Source organism: Desulfoplanes sp. (genome assembly GCF_054921335.1).
Map to the genome: position 1 here is coordinate 35,519 of NZ_JBUDSQ010000003.1, position 18,421 is coordinate 53,939.

General features: G+C 55.2%; 16 protein-coding genes. 1 reads left to right on the top strand and 15 read right to left on the bottom strand.

Annotated elements, in window-relative coordinates; genetic code table 11:
- Window positions 1–36: 36 nt before the first annotated feature.
- Window positions 37–3,114, top strand: coding sequence for a hypothetical protein (locus ACY692_RS01420; protein WP_462323543.1), 3,078 nt, complete (start codon window positions 37–39; stop codon window positions 3,112–3,114).
- Between the two features lie 110 nt (window positions 3,115–3,224).
- Here ACY692_RS01420 and dapA read toward each other — a convergent pair whose 3' ends face one another.
- The 15 genes from dapA to mnmG all read right to left on the bottom strand — a co-directional run bounded on the left by dapA (window position 3,225) and on the right by mnmG (window position 18,417).
- Window positions 3,225–4,103, bottom strand: a complete 879-nt coding sequence (dapA, locus tag ACY692_RS01425; protein WP_462323544.1) for a 4-hydroxy-tetrahydrodipicolinate synthase — start codon at window positions 4,101–4,103, stop codon at window positions 3,225–3,227.
- 285 nt (window positions 4,104–4,388) lie between these two features.
- Window positions 4,389–5,243 (bottom strand): diaminopimelate epimerase, encoded by an 855-nt coding sequence (gene dapF, locus ACY692_RS01430; RefSeq protein WP_462323545.1) that lies wholly within the window; start codon window positions 5,241–5,243, stop codon window positions 4,389–4,391.
- Window positions 5,244–5,417: 174 nt separating this feature from the next.
- Window positions 5,418–6,188 (bottom strand): UshA-like (seleno)protein family 2, encoded by a 771-nt coding sequence (locus ACY692_RS01435; protein WP_462323594.1) that lies wholly within the window; start codon window positions 6,186–6,188, stop codon window positions 5,418–5,420.
- A gap of 168 nt (window positions 6,189–6,356) precedes the next feature.
- Window positions 6,357–6,632, bottom strand: coding sequence for an HU family DNA-binding protein (locus tag ACY692_RS01440; RefSeq protein ID WP_462323546.1), 276 nt, complete (start codon window positions 6,630–6,632; stop codon window positions 6,357–6,359).
- 176 nt (window positions 6,633–6,808) lie between these two features.
- Window positions 6,809–7,639, bottom strand: a complete 831-nt coding sequence (locus ACY692_RS01445; RefSeq protein ID WP_462323547.1) for a MinD/ParA family protein — start codon at window positions 7,637–7,639, stop codon at window positions 6,809–6,811.
- A gap of 21 nt (window positions 7,640–7,660) precedes the next feature.
- Window positions 7,661–8,500, bottom strand: a complete 840-nt coding sequence (locus ACY692_RS01450) for a GGDEF domain-containing protein (protein WP_462323548.1) — start codon at window positions 8,498–8,500, stop codon at window positions 7,661–7,663.
- 18 nt (window positions 8,501–8,518) lie between these two features.
- Window positions 8,519–9,629 (bottom strand): peptide chain release factor 2 gene (gene prfB / locus ACY692_RS01455; protein ID WP_462323549.1). Its coding sequence is split into 2 segments (ribosomal slippage): window positions 8,519–9,553 and window positions 9,555–9,629, totalling 1,110 coding nucleotides; the frame shifts between segments, so codons are not numbered across the junction.
- Between the two features lie 110 nt (window positions 9,630–9,739).
- Window positions 9,740–11,284: an apolipoprotein N-acyltransferase gene (gene lnt / locus ACY692_RS01460; RefSeq protein WP_462323550.1), complete on the bottom strand. Its 1,545-nt coding sequence runs from the start codon at window positions 11,282–11,284 to the stop codon at window positions 9,740–9,742.
- Window positions 11,285–11,380: 96 nt separating this feature from the next.
- A complete protein-coding gene (locus tag ACY692_RS01465; RefSeq protein WP_462323551.1) occupies window positions 11,381–12,214 on the bottom strand; it encodes a hemolysin family protein in 834 nt (277 codons plus the stop codon).
- 138 nt (window positions 12,215–12,352) lie between these two features.
- The gene (locus ACY692_RS01470) at window positions 12,353–13,420 is read right to left on the bottom strand and encodes a PilZ domain-containing protein (protein WP_462323552.1); all 1,068 of its coding nucleotides are present in this window, start codon (window positions 13,418–13,420) and stop codon (window positions 12,353–12,355) included.
- Complete coding sequence (locus ACY692_RS01475) at window positions 13,417–14,166, bottom strand: hypothetical protein (RefSeq protein ID WP_462323553.1); 750 nt, start codon at window positions 14,164–14,166, stop codon at window positions 13,417–13,419. Before ACY692_RS01475 ends, ACY692_RS01470 begins: the two co-directional genes overlap by 4 nt.
- A gap of 20 nt (window positions 14,167–14,186) precedes the next feature.
- Window positions 14,187–15,167 carry an MlaD family protein gene (locus ACY692_RS01480; protein ID WP_462323554.1) on the bottom strand — a complete coding sequence of 327 codons (981 nt, stop codon included), beginning with the start codon at window positions 15,165–15,167 and terminating at the stop codon, window positions 14,187–14,189.
- Window positions 15,168–15,170: 3 nt separating this feature from the next.
- Window positions 15,171–15,677, bottom strand: coding sequence for a hypothetical protein (locus tag ACY692_RS01485; protein ID WP_462323555.1), 507 nt, complete (start codon window positions 15,675–15,677; stop codon window positions 15,171–15,173).
- A gap of 19 nt (window positions 15,678–15,696) precedes the next feature.
- Window positions 15,697–16,476: an ABC transporter permease gene (locus tag ACY692_RS01490; protein WP_462323556.1), complete on the bottom strand. Its 780-nt coding sequence runs from the start codon at window positions 16,474–16,476 to the stop codon at window positions 15,697–15,699.
- Window positions 16,477–16,539: 63 nt separating this feature from the next.
- A complete protein-coding gene (gene mnmG / locus ACY692_RS01495; RefSeq protein ID WP_462323557.1) occupies window positions 16,540–18,417 on the bottom strand; it encodes a tRNA uridine-5-carboxymethylaminomethyl(34) synthesis enzyme MnmG in 1,878 nt (625 codons plus the stop codon).
- Window positions 18,418–18,421: the final 4 nt, after the last annotated feature.

Below are 18,421 nucleotides of genomic sequence, written 5' to 3' on the forward strand. Positions count from 1 at the left end.
GCGTCCTTTCGGTGTCACTGTGAACGGGAAATTTATATGAAGCGATCTCGGATTTTTTACGATAATAGGGACTATGAACTCTTGGACATGGTGCGTGATGTCTTAAGTGACGATCTCTCTACGCACCAGATGCGCACCCTGCTCGGTCCCCAACTGCACCCCCACGGGATCAAGGAAATGGCGGCATCAAGCGGATTGCGTATTGCGTACGCGGCCATCCATCTTCTTGGTTCTCTCCAGAAGGGGCAGGCAAAACAACGTTTGCAAGCCCTGCGTTCCCTGTATGCCGAGGCCCTCTCAAGGGCCCATAGTACCCTGCGCAAGAATACTGCCCGGGTCCTTTTACAGATCATGAAGGAGCTTGTGAGAACCCAAGGGGACGACGACCATCGGCTGAAGTTGGCCAGGGACTTCAGGGCGGCGGCTTCGGGAAAACCGCGGATCATCAAGCAGGAACTGGCCAAATACCATCTTTTGGAGATGCCCGAAGAGTGGAACCAGATCGCCTTTGACCATCATGTGCACGACGTGAATACCAAAGGACGCAAATCCCCGACCCACTTGATAATGGATGCATGGATCAAGGGGATCCGAACCCTGACCGTAGTCTACTACAACTACGTCAAGCCAGAGGTGGTCAGCGAACTCCTTGAGGCGGCCTCCATTGTGGGAATGAAGGTCAGGATCGGTGTCGAGCTCTCCGCCCTGTTCCGGGGAAAATATATCCAGATCGTCTGGGCCCCGCGAGGATTTACCGACCAGCATGATTTTATCGGTTTTTTTTCCAAGATGCCGGTCCGGGAATTTTTCAAAGAGCAGGAACGGGTCTTTGCCTACCAGCAGCGGTATATATTCAGGACCATCGAGGTCTTCAACGGACGCCATCGCCCCGCGATCAACACGGCCTATGGTATCGATTTTCCGGAAATCGACCGGGAAGGATTCCTGGATTTCGTGGGCATCGGTCAGGTTTCCATGTTCCATCTGGCCAAATATATCTACACCCTACTTATGCCCCTGATGGAGGAACGGGTCGCCGGACTCCGGTCCGCCTACAGCAAGGCAGATGGCGAAGAACGGGAAAAGATCGATCTTTTGCTCAATGAGATGAACTGCATCGATTCGGAATCGATCATCGGTAGGTGGCTCGCGCCCCAAAAAAATCCGGAAGTACTCGATCCCTTGGAGTACCGTGAAGATCCTGATCTTCCCTCCCTGTTGCGTCTATCGGCTACAGAACTTTTGACCATGCTCGCCCATCTCCATTCAGGGTACAGGGCGACGCTGAAACTTACCAATCTCTTTGTCGAAGATGTTCTTGAAATCCTTTACGACTGCAAGGGGATGATCACCCATCTAGAAACCTTCAATCTCAAGGATGCCACCGAGGGAAAGATTGCACCCGACCTCGGTACGATCAACGAACTACAGCTCGCCCTCAACCATGGAAACGTCATCGAACTAAAAAGGATCGTCCATGCGATTATAGAAAAATTCGATCAGGCCCCGGCCGTTACTCCGGTTGCCACCCAGAATCCAAGAAAGGTGAAGCTGGTTGAAATCCTGTTTGATATCGAAAAATTACAATCCTACTATCGGGACCTGGCACTCAAGTCGAGGATCGGCAGTGATTCAACGGGACGTTCGAGACATCTGCACGGGATGGGGCTTGTCATCAAGGACACCGTGCCGGATCTCGGAAGAACCGAGAACGGGAACAGCAGAGAAACGCTCCCGGTGACCGCCACCGTGCACAAGAGAATGACCCTTGTCCCGAGAACCAGCTTCATGAAGCCGGCCAATGTCTGCTACAGGTTGTTGCGGCTTCTGCCCGGAGGGCGGCTTGGATATACGACGATCAGGGATTGGGTGGTGATGGACTATGGCCTCCACCCCGGAGTGTCCGGGAATATTGCCACCCTTGGCGGGATCCAAAAAGAGTGTGACAATGGGTTGTTCCTCGATAAAAAGGAAAAAAAGCCGGAGCGGTTGCCGTGCAAATATCTCAATAGCGGGCTCAAAAACGGTCTCAAGGTACTCATCGGGTTTGTCCCGGCCTTTTTGACATTCGCCCTGACCAAAAACTGGTGGCTGCTGGCCTATTTTGGCGCGTTCATCTGGTTTGGCATTACTGGTCTGCGCAACATTCTCCAGTCCGTTCTTGGCGGGGGGGGGACCAAACGCTCCCCCCTGCTGCGCTGGAACAGTTACGTGAGTTGGGAACGGATCACGGACTCCCTGTTTTTCACCGGTTTTTCCGTTCCCCTGCTCGATTATGTGGTCAAATCCCTATTGCTCGACAAAACCTTGGGCATCACTACCTCCACCAGTCCGGTTTTGTTGTATACGATCATGGCCCTGGCCAATGGGGTGTACATCACGAGCCACAATCTGTTCCGCGGACTGCCCAACAGTGCGGCTTTTGGGAATTTTTTCCGGTCCATTCTCTCCATACCCTTGGCAATCGGTTTCAACGCACTCATCGGATCCCTTCTGATGTTTTCTCAGGTCCCGTCCGCCAATATGATTCTCCAGCGCTGGGCAGCGGTTATTTCCAAGGCGGCCTCGGATTGTGTGGCCGGTGTCATCGAGGGGTTGGCGGACCGGGGCAATAATATGCGCATGCGGTTCTTGGACTACAAGGACAAACTCGCCCAGCTTTTTGAAACCTTTTCCTGTCTTGAGCTCCAATGCCCGGAAGTCGATCTTCTGGAGGTCCTGAAGTCTCCCAAGGAATTTCTCTGTCTTATTTCGACCCAGGGGAAGGAACTCGAAACCCTTCTCTGTGTCCACGCTTTGGATTTTTTGCATTTTTGGATGTACCAGCCCCGGTCGCGCAGTATGCTCAAGCGCCTTATGCAGAACATGTCCAAGGATGAGCGCAGGATTTTTGTGGGGTCCCAGAAAATCCTGCTGCGGCAACGCGAGATCAGCCAGATATTTCTCGATGGTTTGGTGGGCAAGAATTTCTCAAAACCTCTGGCCTTTTATCTCGATAGATCAGAGGAATATCTTGAGGCTTTGTCCCGAATGAACGAACGGATCGAACAGAGCCGGGGGGGCAGGGGGCTCCGTTTTGCGCCATTGACTGCGTTGTTTTCTCGGGGGGGATAGGGGAGCAATGGTCCATATCAAGCATAAAAAAAAGGACGTGTGGTAAACGTCCTTTTTTTTATGCGCGGAATCCTCCCCTGTTTGGAGGGGGGTGCGGAAAGGGGCACCGGTTACATGAGCCCATGTTCCTTGAGGATCACCGTAAGGGCGGCCAGGTGTTCCTGGGAGAGGGGGGTCATGGGCAAGCGCAGGGTTGGCTCCATTTTTCCCATCAGGGAAACCGCGGTCTTGACCGGAATGGGGTTGGACTCAAGGAACATGGCCCGATTGAGGGGGGCCAGTTCGTAGTGCAGTGTTCTGGCGGTCTTCCAGTCGTTTTTGCGACAGGCCGCACACATTGCGCTCGTCTTGGCCGGTTCGATATTTGAGATGACCGAGATGACCCCTTTGCCCCCAAGGGCCAGCAGGGGAAGAATGGTGAAATCATCACCGGAAAGGATGGCGAAGTCCAGGCCGCATTCCTCAACGACCACGGCTGCCTGTTTCATGTCTCCGGTCGCCTCCTTGACGCCTATGACCGTGGGGATTTCACGGGCCATGCGGCCGAGCGTGGCCGGGAGAAGATTCGTTCCCGTACGCCCGGGGACATTGTATACGATCATGGGGAAAGCAACCGCCTCGGCAATGGCCTTGAAGTGGGCAACTATACCGTCCTGGGTCGGTTTGTTATAATATGGGGTGATCATGAGCGCACCGTCGGCCCCAGCGGATTTGGCAAACCGGGTCAGTTCGATGGCCTCCTGAGTATTGTTGGAGCCGGAACCCGCCAGAACGGGGACCCGGTTTTTGACCTGATCGACACAAATACGGATGACCTCTTTATGCTCTTCATGGCTCAGGGTGGCTGATTCTCCGGTGGTCCCGCAGGGAACCACCCCGTCGATACCCGATTCGATCTGCCATTCAATGAATGCCCGATAGGCTTCTTCATCGATACCCCCGTTCTTGAAGGGGGTCACAAGGGCGGTCAAAGCGCCTTTGAATTCCATTGGTACCTCCTCTTGGAGATGATGGGTTGATAAAAGAAAATGGTTTGCTCTCCAGTGTTTCCTGCGTGGGGAGGACCCTATGTCCCACCCTGGATCGAACACGCAACCCCAGAAGACCCCATCCGGCAATATGGTGTGGCGTGGCCGATCGATGCCCGGACATTTTTCCGGTGCACAAATATGCCTGGCCCATCCATGCTGGGGGCACGGATCCTGCCCGGGGGGGGGAAGAGTATGCCGGACACCCTGGACCGAATAAAAGATGGTCGTATCGCTTGGTCGGTTTTACGGGGAATCGAGACCGAAGACCGTTGGGTAGAGGGTTCCGGTAAAGACAATGGTTGCCTGTCCCTGGAGAAAGATGTCCTTGTTTTCGATATGTACTTGCAGCTTTTCTCCCCCCGATGTGGTCACGCTGACGTGCTTGGAACATTTACCCAGGGCATGGGCCACGTATACCGAAGCGCAGGCCCCTGTTCCACATGCGTATGTCTCGTCTTCAACCCCCCGTTCATAGGTGCGTAGGAGGATGTGGTCCGGATCGAGGATCTTGACGAAATTGACGTTGGTCCCGTGTGGGGCGAAGCGTGGATTGTACCGGATGGAGCTGCCCAAGGTGCGGATATCGATTTTTTTGAGATCATTGCTCACAAGCACGGTGTGGGGAACCCCGGTATTGACGAAATGGACCTGCATGGTCTCCCCGTTGTCCTTGGGGATGGTCATGTCCAAATTGAGGGCCTGGGGTTTCGTCAGTTGGACCTTCACCGTGTTGTTTTCGGGGAGGATTTCAGCCTTTATGGGACCGGCATCGGTCCGGAAAACCTGCGACACGCCTGCGATACCCAGTTCATAGGCGAGCCGGGCCACGCACCGTGACCCGTTGCCGCACATTTCAGCTCTCGATCCGTCAGCGTTGTAAAAATGCCACACATAGTCGACGGATTCTTCCGGGGTGGGCTGATCGATGAGGATCAACCCGTCAGCACCGATGCCGAAGGCCCGGGGACACAGTTTTTTGGCCCATGTTTCCATCTCGGACAATCCCAGCTTTATGTGGCGGTTGTCCATGAGAATGAAGTCATTGCCGCTGCCCTGCATCTTGAAAAAGGCAATGCCTTGACCAAATGGTGTGATCATAATCTATGTTTCCTTATCAAACGAATGGGTCGATGGGATAGGGTTGGGAATGAACCAAGAAAAAAATGCGACAAAAAAACGAGAGGTACAGGTTCCAGGGTCCTTTGGGGCTGTTTTGGCATATATGTGCACCGGGTAAAGGACCCAGGGGCAAACCGGATGGGGCCATGGATGTCAATTCCCCCGGCAGGCTTGGTAGGTCGGGATGTGCCGGGATTTGGCAACGGTATACAGGGGAGAGAGGATCTTGACCATCGCGGGATTGTCCTGGACCCTCTCATTGAGCACGACGAGTTTTGTCGAAACATGGTCGGCAATCTTCCATGTGTGTGGATTGGTCGAGGGAGGGAAGGCCGCGATACTGATCTTGGTGATCGTTCGACCTTTGCTGTATGCCCGGGTCCAAAGGGTTGCCTGGTTGTCGGAAAACGAAGAAACAAGTCCACCTCCGGGTCCGCTGCCAAGGAGAAGATCACAGCTTCCCCCGTGCCTTTTGATGAACCGACGTTCTGCTTCTCTTCCCCAAGAACTGATGCCGACAATGATAGCCCCCGGATGGTCTGTCCGGAGTTGTTTTAGACGAGCGACCAGGTTCTTGAGCATGGCTTGACGGGGAACTTGGGTGGAAGGGGCTACCGGAAAGACGACAACCTCGATCCGACCGTTTTTTGTATGCAGTTCATGGATCCCGGGCCGGGATCCTGCCTGGAACCATGTTTGGGGCTGTTGGTCGCTCAGGGGGGCAAAGGCGAACGATTCTTCGGGGGCGAGGACCCCAAGGGTGTACCCCAGATGATCATACCCCTTAAAAAGGGGGAGCAAATTCTGGGGGTCAACGCGGGACGAACCGTTGTGCTTGGTGAATTCATAGGGACCGGCAATACGCAGGGTGGATCCGCTGTATGGCGTGGAAAAAATTGTGGCCCGCCGGGCCATCCCTCCCAGGGTTTTTCCTTGTCAGGCCTTGGTGGTCCGGTAGTGTCCCCAGGTATTGGCCGTATACAAAATGGTCGCCGCGGGCGCCGACCAGGCATGCCATGGACAGGCAAGCAGAAAGAACAAAAGAGACAGGCCCACTGGGCGCAAGAGAGGCATATGAAGGATCTTTTTTGTTTAGTTGTTCAAAAATTCTTTGAGTTCCTTACCGGGACGGAAAAACGGGAGTTTTTTGGGCCTGACATCCACTTTCTCGCCGGATTTTGGGTTGCGTCCTTTGTAGCCTTCGTACTGCTTGATCTTGAAACTCCCAAATCCCCTGATTTCGATCCGGTTCCCCTCCAGGAGTTCGTCCCGGATGGTATCGAAAAATGTCTCTACGACCGTGACTGCCTCGTCCATGGAGATATCATTTTCTTCTGCCAATGTTTTGATCAATTCGCTCTTGTTCATGACATCGCCCTCTGTGTGGAAGTTGAACGTGAAAAAATCCGCCTGAAGTCACTTTAATATTCTCAAGTATTGCTGATAATTAAAGAGAAGGTCAAGTCTTTTATAAAAAAAGGAGAATTCTTTTGGAAAATCCCCTCTCTTCTCTTCCGTGATGGGATACCTGCCTTCTCCCGGTCTCAGGTTTGGTATTGGTCCGGGTAGTATCTGGGTTTGAGAATGGAGGATCTGGCGATGAGCTGGCCCAGGGCCGTACGCTGCCGGTGCAGTGACTGGGCGATATTGTGTATGTCCAGTGCGGCTGGACTATGGGGGGCATATTGGAGCAGGGGCTCTTGACGCCGCACGGATTGGGTCACGGTTGGGTCATGCCGGACCATTCCCAGGAATTGGATTTTTAGCTGGAGGAAATGATGACAGGCCTCATAGAGCCGATCAAAAGTCTGTTTGGCCTCTTGTTGGGAGCCGGCCATATTGACGATGACCTGGAAGGTCTTGACCCCATGCTCGCCGGCGAGGATTTTGATCAAGGCGTAACTGTCCGTGAGGGATGTGGGCTCCGGCGTCAGAATGACGATACGCTCCTGGGACATGGACGCAAAAGAGAGGACCGTCGGGCTGATCCCGGCTCCGAGGTCGAGCATGAGGTAGTCGTAGCCATGGAAGAGGGTATCCAGTTTGTGCAGCAGGAGCGACTGGACGTCTTCGTCGAGTTCGACCAATTCCGCAATGCCCGATGCCGCGGGCAGCAGATCCAGTCCCAGGTCGTTGACCCCGACCACGACATCTTCGGGGGGAACGTCTCTGGTTATGATATCCTGGATATTGGTTTGCGGGGAGATGCCCAAAAGGACATCCATGTTTGCCAAACCGAGGTCGGCGTCCATGATCAACAGACGGTGGCCGAGCTGGGACAGGGCATACCCGAGATTCAGGGACAGATTGGTCTTACCGACGCCCCCCTTGCCACTGACTATGGACATACTCATGGTTGTATTGGTTGTGCTCATGGATGACTGATCCGGGTTGGGTTATTTTTTGGCGAAGAGAAACTTTTTTTCTTCCTGCATGACTAGAGTGTCGTTCCGGACCGGTTGCAGATCCAGGAGGGGCGCGGTTTCAAAGATGTTTTTCCCCCTGGCTTTGGCTTGGTAGAGTGCCTTGTCCGCAGCCTGGAAAAGTTGCGGGGGCGTGAGCCGTTCCTTGCCTCTGCTCGTTGCCAGCCCCATGGAGCACGTGGTTCGAATGGGGACATCCATACCCACACAGGCGACCTGCAGGGCCCTGATTCCGGACTGGAGGCGGTGCAGGAGACGCTGGGATCTGACCAATCCCGTGCCCGGTAGAATGAGTGCGAATTCTTCCCCCCCAATACGGGCCGGAATGTCCGTTTGTCTGAGCACGTGGATCAAAACGCCGGCCACTGCCTTGAGGACCTGATCGCCACACAGATGGCCGTAATCGTCGTTGATCTTCTTGAAATCATCGAGATCGATGATGCATAGACTGACCGGATTTTTGAACCGGTAAGCCCGCTCGAGTTCGCGTTGTAGGGTGATCTCGAACACCTGGCGGTTGGGAAGTCCGGTCAGGGGGTCATGGTCTTTCTGGAAGGCCAGCCGATCGAGTTGGTCCTGTATGTGTTGCAGAGAGGAGCTATTGTCGTGCCCCATGGGGACCGCAATCCACTGGGGGAATCGTTCCAGCCCGCCCTGTTCTTGCCATTTTTCCGGTGCCACTCCCTTGATGATCCTGACCAATGCCAGGATATCCCCCTGGGGATCTTTGGCCCGGGAGGATCTGTCGGCGGCTTCGATCTGTTTGTTCAGGGCCTCGAGATCTTCTAGGATATTTTGCAATGTGTCGCGCATCGAAGCCCTTAGCGTGGGTTATGAATGTTCGTGCAAAAAAAGCAGGTGGGATTGGATAAGTCCATCGAGATCGCCTCCCAGCACGGCATCGACATTGGTGATTTCCGTGTTGGTCCTGTGGTCCTTGACCAATCGGTAGGGATGCAGGGTATAGGTCCGGATTTGGCTTCCCCAGGCAATGGCCGTTTTGGAGTCGTATTCGGCCTGTTTCTCCCTCTCCATCCGTTCGAGTTCCTGCTCGTACAGTCTGGCCCGTAGAATTTTCAAGCATGTGTCCTTGTTCTTGAACTGGGACCGCTCACTCTGGCACTGGACAACGATGTTCGTGGGGAGATGGGTGATGCGGACCGCGGAACTGGTCTTGTTGACGTGTTGTCCCCCCGGGCCGCTGGACCGAAAGATGTCGATGCGGATGTCCTCTTCGCGGATGTCGATTTCGATATCCTGGCCTATCTGGGGACAGACATCGACCGATGCGAACGAGGTGTGTCGCCGTCCGGAGGTGTCGAACGGGGAGATGCGGATCAACCGATGGATTCCCTTCTCGCCTTTGAGAAGACCATACGCATAACCACCCGTGATCTGCAAGGTCACGCTCTTGACCCCTGCCTCATCACCGGGGATATAATTGAGATACTCCAGCTTGAATCCCTTGTTCTCCACCCATCGCGAGTACATCCGCAGGAGCATCTCTGCCCAATCCTGCGAATCGGTCCCGCCGGCCCCGGGGTGGATGTCCACGATGGCGACCGCGTCATCGTGGGGGCCGGAGAGGAGGGTTTCCATTTCCGCCAAGCGCAACCGGCTGTCGAGATCGTCTATTTCACCCTCCAGGACACCGAGGGACTCTTCACCCGGATCCTCTTCGGCCAGTTCCAGCCAGTCCTGTACGTTGGTCCTCGACCGCTCTAGGCCTTCCCATTTTGCGATTTCCTCCTCGAGCTGGGTTTTTTCCTGCAAGAAGGGGGTCAATGCATCGGGGGTGTCCCATGCGCCCGGCTGTGCAAGCCTGGCCTCGATTTCTTGGAGCCGTTCCTTTTTGCCCGTGAGGTCAAAGCCGCCTCCAGATGGAAGAGAAGGAATCGAAAAGGTCGATGGCTCTATTTTTTAGATCTGCGTATTGGAGCATATTACCAAAATGTTTTGTGTTGTATGGGTGGTCCGGTGCGTTGGAGCGCGGTGAGCGGTGGCTCTTTTTGTCCCGGAGAGACGGAGTGGTCGCCACTGTCTCCGACGGGGTCATCGCCGCCAGCTGGACCGACCACGGTGGGCGTACACCGCAAGGGCCAGGGCAAGAAAAACGAACAACCCCTGTATATATCCATAGTGGTCATGGTACCAGGTTGTTGTGTCGATGGGGACGACGCCATCGGTTACAAGGGTTTGTTTGGTGAATAACGCAGAAGTATTGATGATATGCCCATGATTGTCAATAAAAGCGGAGATACCGGTATTGGTCGATCGGATCATGTACCGGTTCTGTTCAATCGCTCGGAGTACGCTCAAATAGAGGTGATGGAGCGGGGCGGACGATCTGCCGAACCATGTGTCGTTGCTGATGTTCACGAGGATGTTCGCGCCCTGTTCGACCGCGTCCTGGGCCAGGCCGGGAAAGATGGCCTCGTAGCAGATGAGGACTCCAAGGGAGAGATCGTTGTGAACGAGCGGAAGCGCCGATGTTCCCGGGGAAAAGTCCATGGCACCGACAACGAGCTTTTGGACGATGGGAATGTATCGCCCGAGGGGAATATATTCGCCAAAGGGAACGAGGTGGCGTTTGTCGTACCATGAGGAGATCGATCCCTCGGGGGTGACGAGAAAGGCCCGGTTGAAAAGCCGATAGCCCAAGGGGGAGTCGGTTGTTCGGGTGTATCCCGGGGCCCCGAGGATGAGCAGCGTGTTGGTTGTCCTGGCAAAGGCGGCCACCTGCTCCTGTAACGGATTGTTTTCCTGGAAATAGAAGGGCATGGCCGTTTCCGGCCAAACGAAAATGGTTGGCCGGTTTGTCCGGGCCGGCTTTTTTGAGAGCTGGATGTAGGTGTCTATGGTGGCGTTTTGGAAGGCCGGGTCCCATTTGTGATCCTGGTCTATCCCCCCCTGAACGATGACAGCACGTGTTTTGCCATTTTCCGGGGATGGATCCTGTGTGAGGGCCGGGAGTGCGAGCAGGATGAGTCCGGCAGCGATGCCGATGGCTGCCCCGTGGTTTTTCGGGATGTGGCAGAACCAGAGCGAGAGGGCCACGATCGCACCGGAGAGTCCATAGGTTCCGATATATTCGACGGATGAGACCGCCCAGGGCCAGGGGGAAAATGCCGATGGGAGAACGAGCCAGGGAAAGCCGGTCAGCAGCCATCCCTGGGCCATGTCCAGACATGCCCAAACCGAACCGGCGAACAGCCCTAAAAGGGGCCAGGCGAGGGCGTCCTTGAAGCGGTGGACCACAAACGCATACGCGGATGTATAGATGCCCAGAAACGAACCAAGAACGAACGGGCAGGGCAGGGAGAGGGCCAGGGGAACATGCCCGTAGCGGTGGACCGGAATGACGACCCAGTAGAGGCAGCACGTTGCTGCAGCAGCTCCGATGATCCACCCCCGCATGGCCGCCTGTTTGGACGTGGATGAACCCATGGCGGTGAGGGAAAGGCCCACGGGAAAAAGCAGGACGGCAAGAGGAATGTGCCAAACGGGGTTGGCGAAACCAAACCAGGCGCCCAATATGGACATGAGGGCAAGAGAAACAAAGGATGTCGTGGGACGCAAACAGAGAGCACCGGTCATGGCATACCCCGGAGTCCACGGCCTGTGTTGGGCCCGGCAACTGCCGGCACGGGAATGGCCGGGACCGGAATGCGGTCTTTGGGAAGATGCGGGGATTCAGGCCGCATCGTTTTCTTGGGGAGAGACCAGGACCCAGAGGATATGTTTCTTGTCCGCCTCTTTGATTTCAAAGCTATGGTCATCGATGACCAGCCGTTCCCCCTTTTGGGGAACCTTCCCGGCGTGCTCGCACAGGAGCCCGCCAATGGTTTCCACCTGCTCAGAGACGAGGTTGATGGAACATTCCTCCCGGATGGAGTCCAGGCCCGTCCTGCCGGCGATGAGCATGGTCCCGTTCTCGAGGCACTGGATCTCTTCGGGTTTGGGTATATCGTATTCGTCTTCGATCTCACCGACGATCTCTTCGATGACGTCTTCAAGGGTAACCAGTCCGGAAGTGCCCCCGTACTCGTCCAGGGCCACGGCAAGATGGATTTTTTTCGCTTGGAATTCGAGGAGGATATCCCGGACATTCTTGGTGTCAGGGATAAACAGCGGTGGGCGGATGATGCTTGCCGGATCCACCTTATGGTTTTCCGGATTGACAAAAAATGGCAAAAGGTCCTTGGCATGGATGAGACCGATGATATTGTCCTTGGACCGGCGGTAGACCGGGATGCGGGAATGGCCGCTCTCGATGATCAGCCCCGCGATATCCTTGAGGGACTCGTTTTCCTCGGCACAGGTCATCTCGGTCCGGGGGATCATGATCTCGGTGACCTGCTTGGAATCCAGGCGGAGGACGTTGAGCAGCATCGAGACCTCATCGTTCTCGATTTCTCCATCCTCGTTCGCTTCTATAATGACCTCTTCGATAGGGGTGTCCTGGCGATATCCGAAGAGCTTTTGCAGCTTGTTCCAGAAGTTCCCATGTTCCGGGCCGTCTTCCATCCGATCTCCTTGGTTTGGTGATGATTCCGAGCGGATTCCATATCTCGTGGTACGGAAAAAAAGGAACCTCGAAAAAACGGTTTTATATTGGAAAAGAAATCCGGGCGCAACAAGCAAACTGGGACATTGTTGCGATTTTTACTCCCAGTCCTGTTTGTCTTGTTCCTGCTGGCGGAATAGATCGACGTGGTGTTTGAACACCCAATTTCCCACCTTGGGATGGCCCTCTTCCTGGAGGAGGGGACGCCAGGTGATACGGCTACCCAGGCTGTTTTCAACCGTTCCATGCATGGTGAATTCCATGCCCATGGTCACTTCTTTGGTGACCTGGTTGTTGAGCAAGAGCTGGATTTTTCCCAGGAGATACAGGCGTAGATCCGTCCCCCCGGGGTCGGCAAGACGCAGAAAAATGAACACATCGGGACTCCGGTTGTTCTGCAGATATGTCTTGGCCCGTTCGTTGTCCTTCAGGACGATCCTGCATCCCCCGGCGGAGATGTCTTTGATGGCAAGGCCCGGCAAAGAGGATCCTTCGGTTCCGGTATGGTGGTTACCCATTGGTTGGCCCCATGTGGATGGCCCGGCATGGTCTTTTTGACGGGGTTCATGGCGGAAAAACCATATCTTGGTTTCAGTGATGGACGATGGGGGCGGGGCGAAACGGAAATGCATCCGGCGTTGGCCCAGGCGGATAGTTGGGGGGAGCTCGGTGCGCAGATGGTTGATCCCCTGGCCCTGGGGCTCGATGGCCTGTACGGTGGATTCGAACGTGTAGAATGTCGGAGCCTTGGTATTGTGTGCCAGGGAGAAGAAAACTTCGATGGACCGGCCGACCCAGCCCCTTCTTGGAGAAGCATAGCCGGGCAACTCCAAAAGCATGTTGTCCGCGTCCACGGAAACGAGGGTGCAAAAGATCCCTTTGCTTTTGATGACGTTGCCCTTGAACATCATCTCGAAACGGGTCCGCCGGGCGAGGCATATTCCGAGTAAGTCAATGATCTCATTGGGATTTTCTACGCTTCCAAGGGGCTTGGGTCTGCGGAGGCGTGCCGACACCAGTCGGTAGACAATCCCGACCCCGAGGATGCCCAATGCGCACCCGACCACCCACGCCAAAACGATGATCAGTTCCGCGTTGATGCCTGTGGAGGCAAAGGAATCCCTGAATTGGCCGGAAAAAATGGACTGTTTTGCCAGGAAATTCATGGGCTGGTCTTGGGCATGATGGGTTGGTTACAGGGACCGATCAGTGTGTACAACGTGTCTATCCGTTTTTTTATCCAATGTTTTCTCTCCTGGTTCCTTTCCAGGGCCAGGCTGAGTTTCCAGTCCTCAATGAGAAAGAGGATCCATCCGCGGGAACTATCCACGTCATGGGCCTGGCCGATAAAGATACGGGCCCACTTCCCGTCTCCGTCTTCTGTTGAGAGTATGGCTTGTTGCGCGGCCTTGCGCCCATATACAGAAACGAAAAGGGGATCGTCCATTGAGAGTAACGAGTCGTGTATGGCCCGCCACTGGGAATCGGCGAGTAATACGTCCATGTCCAGATCGGTTGTTGTCTTGACCGGCCGTCCGGACGCGTCGAAAAGTAGACCACAATCCAGACCTTGCTGTGAAAAAATATTCGCTTTGTCAAGTAGATGGGGATAATTTATCCCGAGGTAGGCGTGGAGTTTGTATGCGAGGATATAGGTCCTGGCTACGGCACAGAAGTTGTCCCTGCGCAGAAAATACTCCTCGGTCCTTGAAAAGAGGGAACGCGCTGTTGCCCATCGTCCCTGGAGGAATTCCTGGATGAAGTCCTGACGGAGCGAAGGGGCCTGGGAAAGGACCTCGGCCGGAGGATAGGGGGTCCTTGGTTGGGTGCTCAAGGAACAGCCGCAAACAAGGAGCACGGACAATACAACAGTTGCTCTGCGCCATATGCGGTGGATGGATCGGATGGTCATGACGGGACCTTGTTCCTCTGTTATGGACTCGGATAGGTGTATGTGTTCCGTGGTTCTTTGCGGGCAAAGGGCCAGGTATTCTTGAAACGTTCCAGGAGCTCGTTGCCAAGACGGATCGTGTACTCACCCTGACGGCGTATACCCACGAGGTCTGTCGTGGCGTTACGTACATCAGAGCTGATCTGTTCGATGTTTTCCAGGGTCGGTCCAAGTTCCTCCTGTAATCTCTGGAGGTTTTTGATGAAATCCTGTCCGTCCCGGATTATGGCCACCAGTTCGTCCTGGATGGGCTTGAGATCATCTACCCTGGTCGTGGCATTCTGGACGAGCAGGTCGATGCTCTTGATCGCATGGTCGGTCCTGGCAAGGATCGAATCCATCTTTTGGACGGGCCGGGGATCCTGGGTCATGTAATACAACAATCCCTTATTGCGGAGGATGACGTCGGTGATTTCCTCGGCATTGGCCAGGACCGACTGGACGTGGCCATCCTTGTCAATGAAGCTGTTGGTTATCGTCCGGATATTGGCTACGATCTCCTTGAGATTTTGTATGACAGGTTCGGCTTCCTGGATGAGTTCGCTCAGCCCGGCCACCTTGGAAAGGGGCAGGGTGTCTCCCTCTTCAAGGAGGGGGCTGGAGTCAGTGCCGGGAATGAGTTTGAAATAGGGGTTGCCGATGATCCCCTCTTGGTCGAGGATTATTTTTGAGTCTTTGTGGAACCATTTGTGATAACGGGTCAAAATTTCCAATTCTACCTTGATGTAGCCGATGTTGTCCAAATGGACCTTTTCCACGTTGCCGATCTTGAACCCGGATAGGCGCACTGGAATGCCCCGTTCGATGTTCTCACCGGTTGTGCTGACGACAAAATAGGTCATTCTGTCGGCAAAGAGTTCCTTTTTTATTCCAACGTAAACCACCACACTGACGACGGCCGCGATGACGGCAACAAGGAACATGCCCACACGAAATTCCATGGTCGTAAATTCCTGGGCCATAGACTATCCACCAAGGCGAAAGGTTGGAAAACCGAAATGGTCATAAGCCACAGCCGATTGCCGTGTTGTTGCAATCCATACGGTGAAGCGGCGGTTGAGAACCGCGTTTGCCCATACGATCGTGTCCACGGTCCGGATGGGGGGGGAGGGCAGAAAAATCGTGGTGTTGCCGTCGCACAGTCCCCGCAGGAGCTGACACAGGACGACCTCCCGTTTTTCCAGGGATTCCTTGCGCAGTTCCAAGATCGGCACAAGTCCCAGTGAGCCGATGTCGTCGTATATGCGCGCAGTTACGGTCTGCATGGGAAGATTTTCCCGGTACATGGCCCCAAGAACGATATTTTCAAGGATGCTCAGGTTGGATAGCAGCGGAAACATCGTGCCGAGGATCCCCACGCTCGATCGGGCATCAAGTATTTGCGTGGTCAGCAGTTCCACCTGGCCTTCATCGTCACCGATAATGAGGGTATCGGTTTTCTCGGCCGCTAAAAGGGTTTTGAAGTTGTCCATGGGTATCTTGGATCCTTATCTACCATCCATTGAAAACGATTTCGATGAATATGATCGCGCCGGCTGTATGCATCATGCCACGGATGAGCTTGATCGGGACCTCTGTGAAGGCGTGACGGACGGTTATCCCCTTTTCCAGTGCGATGAGCACCACCGCAAGCCCCATAAAAAATGGTTTGAAAACCATGGGGACAATGCTTTTAAGGCTCACTGCATACAGAATCTGGTCCAGATAATTGTCAAAGGTGATGTCATGGAAGTAGCCTAGGGTAAAATATCCCCCAAGCAGGGCGACAAGGGAAAAGACAACGGTGAGGCAGGGGCCGGCGATGGCAAAGGCGAGTATCCGTGGGAGATAGAGGTAGGCATCGATGGAGATGCCAAGCATGTTCAGGGTATCGACTTCCCGGTTGATCTTCATCAGGGCCATCTCGGAAAGGACCGCCGATCCGGAGCGCAAAAGCAGGACCATGGTGCACAAAAGAGGGCCGAGTTCGTGTGTGATGGAGAGTATGAGATATTTGCCGATCTGGCCATAGGCATTGAGGCCGGTTAAAAAATCAAGAAGATAGTTGACGGTGATCGATCCGATGACCAGGGCGGAGAGACCGACAATGGGGATGGCCTGCAGGGCTGTAAAATAGAGCTGCCTGACAATGACCCGAAAAACGGCATGGTTGGTCACTGCTCCGTGGAAAACGGAATGCACGGCCCCCCGTATGATCGTGGCGATGACCCACCACATACGGGTACTTTCCAGGGCCCATCTGCCCAGCTGGGAAACAAAGAGGGGGTGCATGGTGTCTGCCTATACCGAAACCATTTGGTTGAAAAGGAAAAACGCAGGTTTGTACAGGAACGGTTAGAGCACACCGAGTTTTTTGAGATGGATCTCAAGGCATGAGATGGCGGCCGGGGTGACACCGGAAATCCGGCTTGCCTGCCCCAGGGTTCGTGGGCCGATGGACGTGAGTTTTTCCACGACCTCATGGGAGAGCCCCGGAATATCGGCATAGGATATCTCTTGGGGCATGGGGATGGATTCCAATCTCCCTGCCCGCGCCACGAGCTCTTTCTGGCGTACCAGATAGCCCTGGTATTTACATTCGATTTCCGCTTCTTCCAGGGCGTCTTGGGGCATGTCGGCCAGGTTTGGCCATAGGCAGGCCAGGGATGCGATAGCCACAGCGGGTTGTCGGAGAATATCCTGCAGGCGGACGCTTTTTTTGGGGGGAACAGCCCCGATGGCCCGGAGTTTCTCCCGTGTCGGTGCGTCGGGGCGGACCGTGACCCCGGAGAGCCCGTCCATGATTTCCCCGATCATGGATTTTTTTCGGGAAAAGATTGCCCATTGGGCGTCCGATACCAGGCCGAGCTCCCTTCCGGTGGGGGTCAGGCGCAGGTCGGCATTGTCCTCGCGCAGGAGCAAACGGTGTTCGGCACGCGAGGTGAACATCCGGTAGGGCTCGCTGGTCCCTTTGGTCACCAGGTCGTCGGCCAGAACGGCCATATAGGCCTGGTCTCTGGACAACAGGAACGGAGGCTCTCCCGTATGGGCGCAGAAAGCGTTGATCGCCGCCCATAATCCCTGGGCGGCCGCCTCTTCGTATCCAGAGGTGCCGTTGATCTGCCCGGCCAGGTAGAGACCCGCGATGGATTTGGTCTCAAAGGTCGGCTTGAGTTGGGTGGGAGGAATAAAATCGTACTCGATGGCGTATCCGGGACGGACGATGATCGCCCTTTCAAGGCCCGGAATGGTCGCGAGCATCTCTTTTTGCGTGTCCAGGGGCAGACTTGTGGGGATGCCGTTGGGATAGACCTCGGGATTGTCCACCCCCTCGGGTTCGATGAAGATCTGGTGCCGGTTTTTTTCCGGGAATCTGGCCACCTTGTCCTCGATGGACGGGCAGTATCTCGCCCCTGTTCCCTGGATCACCCCGGTGAATAGGGGCGAGCGCTCAAACCCCTTCCGGATCGCTTTGTGGGTCTCTTCATTGGTGTGGGTGATGTGACAGGGCAGTTGTTCCAGCCGGTTGGGTTTGGCGTGGAAGCTGAATTGCGGAGGGGGAACGTCGCCGTTCTGGATTTCCAGGGAGGCGGTGTCGATGCTTTCTTTGAGGAGTCTGGGAACGGTTCCTGTCTTGAGGCGTCCGAGCTCGAGCCCAGCCCCACGCAGAGAGGCGGAAAGCCCCTGAGAGGCCGGATCACCGAACCGTCCGCCGGGATAGTGGGAGAGACCGATATGGATGAGTCCCCGCATGAACGTGCCCGTGGTCAAGAGGACCCTGCGCCCGGGGATGGTTTCCCCTATGAGCGTTTGGACACCGTGCACGGTGTTGTCACGGACCATGAGACGCTCGACCATTGCCTGGCGGACATACAAATTGGTGGTGGCAAAAATGTCCTTTTTCACCACCTGCATGTAGGTATCGCGGTCCATCTGGGCCCTGGTGGCGCGAACCGCCGGTCCCTTGCGGGTATTGAGCGTGCGGAACTGGATCCCGGCCTGGTCCGCCCACCCCCCCATCATCGAACCGATCGCATCCATCTCTTTGACCATATGGCCTTTGGCCAGCCCGCCGATGGCGGGATTGCACGAGAGGTGCCCGATACGATCGATGTTGTTGGTCAGAAGAAGGGTTTGCAACCCCAATCGCGAAGCGGCCATGGCCGCTTCGCATCCTGCATGACCGGCTCCAACGACGATGAGGTCGAAAATTTCCGGGGGAGAAGGTTTCATAGGA

Bases quoted from the DNA above. Each gene is read 5' to 3' on its own strand.
- ACY692_RS01445 (WP_462323547.1), bottom strand. From the start codon at position 7,639: ATGAGCACAACCAATACAACCATGAGTATGTCCATAGTCAGTGGCAAG.
- ACY692_RS01480 (WP_462323554.1), bottom strand. From the start codon at position 15,167: ATGGCCCAGGAATTTACGACCATGGAATTTCGTGTGGGCATGTTCCTT.
- mnmG (WP_462323557.1), bottom strand. From the start codon at position 18,417: ATGAAACCTTCTCCCCCGGAAATTTTCGACCTCATCGTCGTTGGAGCC.
- ACY692_RS01465 (WP_462323551.1), bottom strand. From the start codon at position 12,214: ATGGAAGACGGCCCGGAACATGGGAACTTCTGGAACAAGCTGCAAAAG.
- ACY692_RS01485 (WP_462323555.1), bottom strand. From the start codon at position 15,677: ATGGACAACTTCAAAACCCTTTTAGCGGCCGAGAAAACCGATACCCTC.
- ACY692_RS01450 (WP_462323548.1), bottom strand. From the start codon at position 8,500: ATGCGCGACACATTGCAAAATATCCTAGAAGATCTCGAGGCCCTGAAC.
- ACY692_RS01490 (WP_462323556.1), bottom strand. From the start codon at position 16,476: ATGCACCCCCTCTTTGTTTCCCAGCTGGGCAGATGGGCCCTGGAAAGT.
- ACY692_RS01475 (WP_462323553.1), bottom strand. From the start codon at position 14,166: ATGACCATCCGATCCATCCACCGCATATGGCGCAGAGCAACTGTTGTA.
- dapF (WP_462323545.1), bottom strand. From the start codon at position 5,243: ATGATCACACCATTTGGTCAAGGCATTGCCTTTTTCAAGATGCAGGGC.
- ACY692_RS01420 (WP_462323543.1), top strand. From the start codon at position 37: ATGAAGCGATCTCGGATTTTTTACGATAATAGGGACTATGAACTCTTG.
- lnt (WP_462323550.1), bottom strand. From the start codon at position 11,284: ATGACCGGTGCTCTCTGTTTGCGTCCCACGACATCCTTTGTTTCTCTT.
- ACY692_RS01440 (WP_462323546.1), bottom strand. From the start codon at position 6,632: ATGAACAAGAGCGAATTGATCAAAACATTGGCAGAAGAAAATGATATC.
- ACY692_RS01470 (WP_462323552.1), bottom strand. From the start codon at position 13,420: ATGAATTTCCTGGCAAAACAGTCCATTTTTTCCGGCCAATTCAGGGAT.
- dapA (WP_462323544.1), bottom strand. From the start codon at position 4,103: ATGGAATTCAAAGGCGCTTTGACCGCCCTTGTGACCCCCTTCAAGAAC.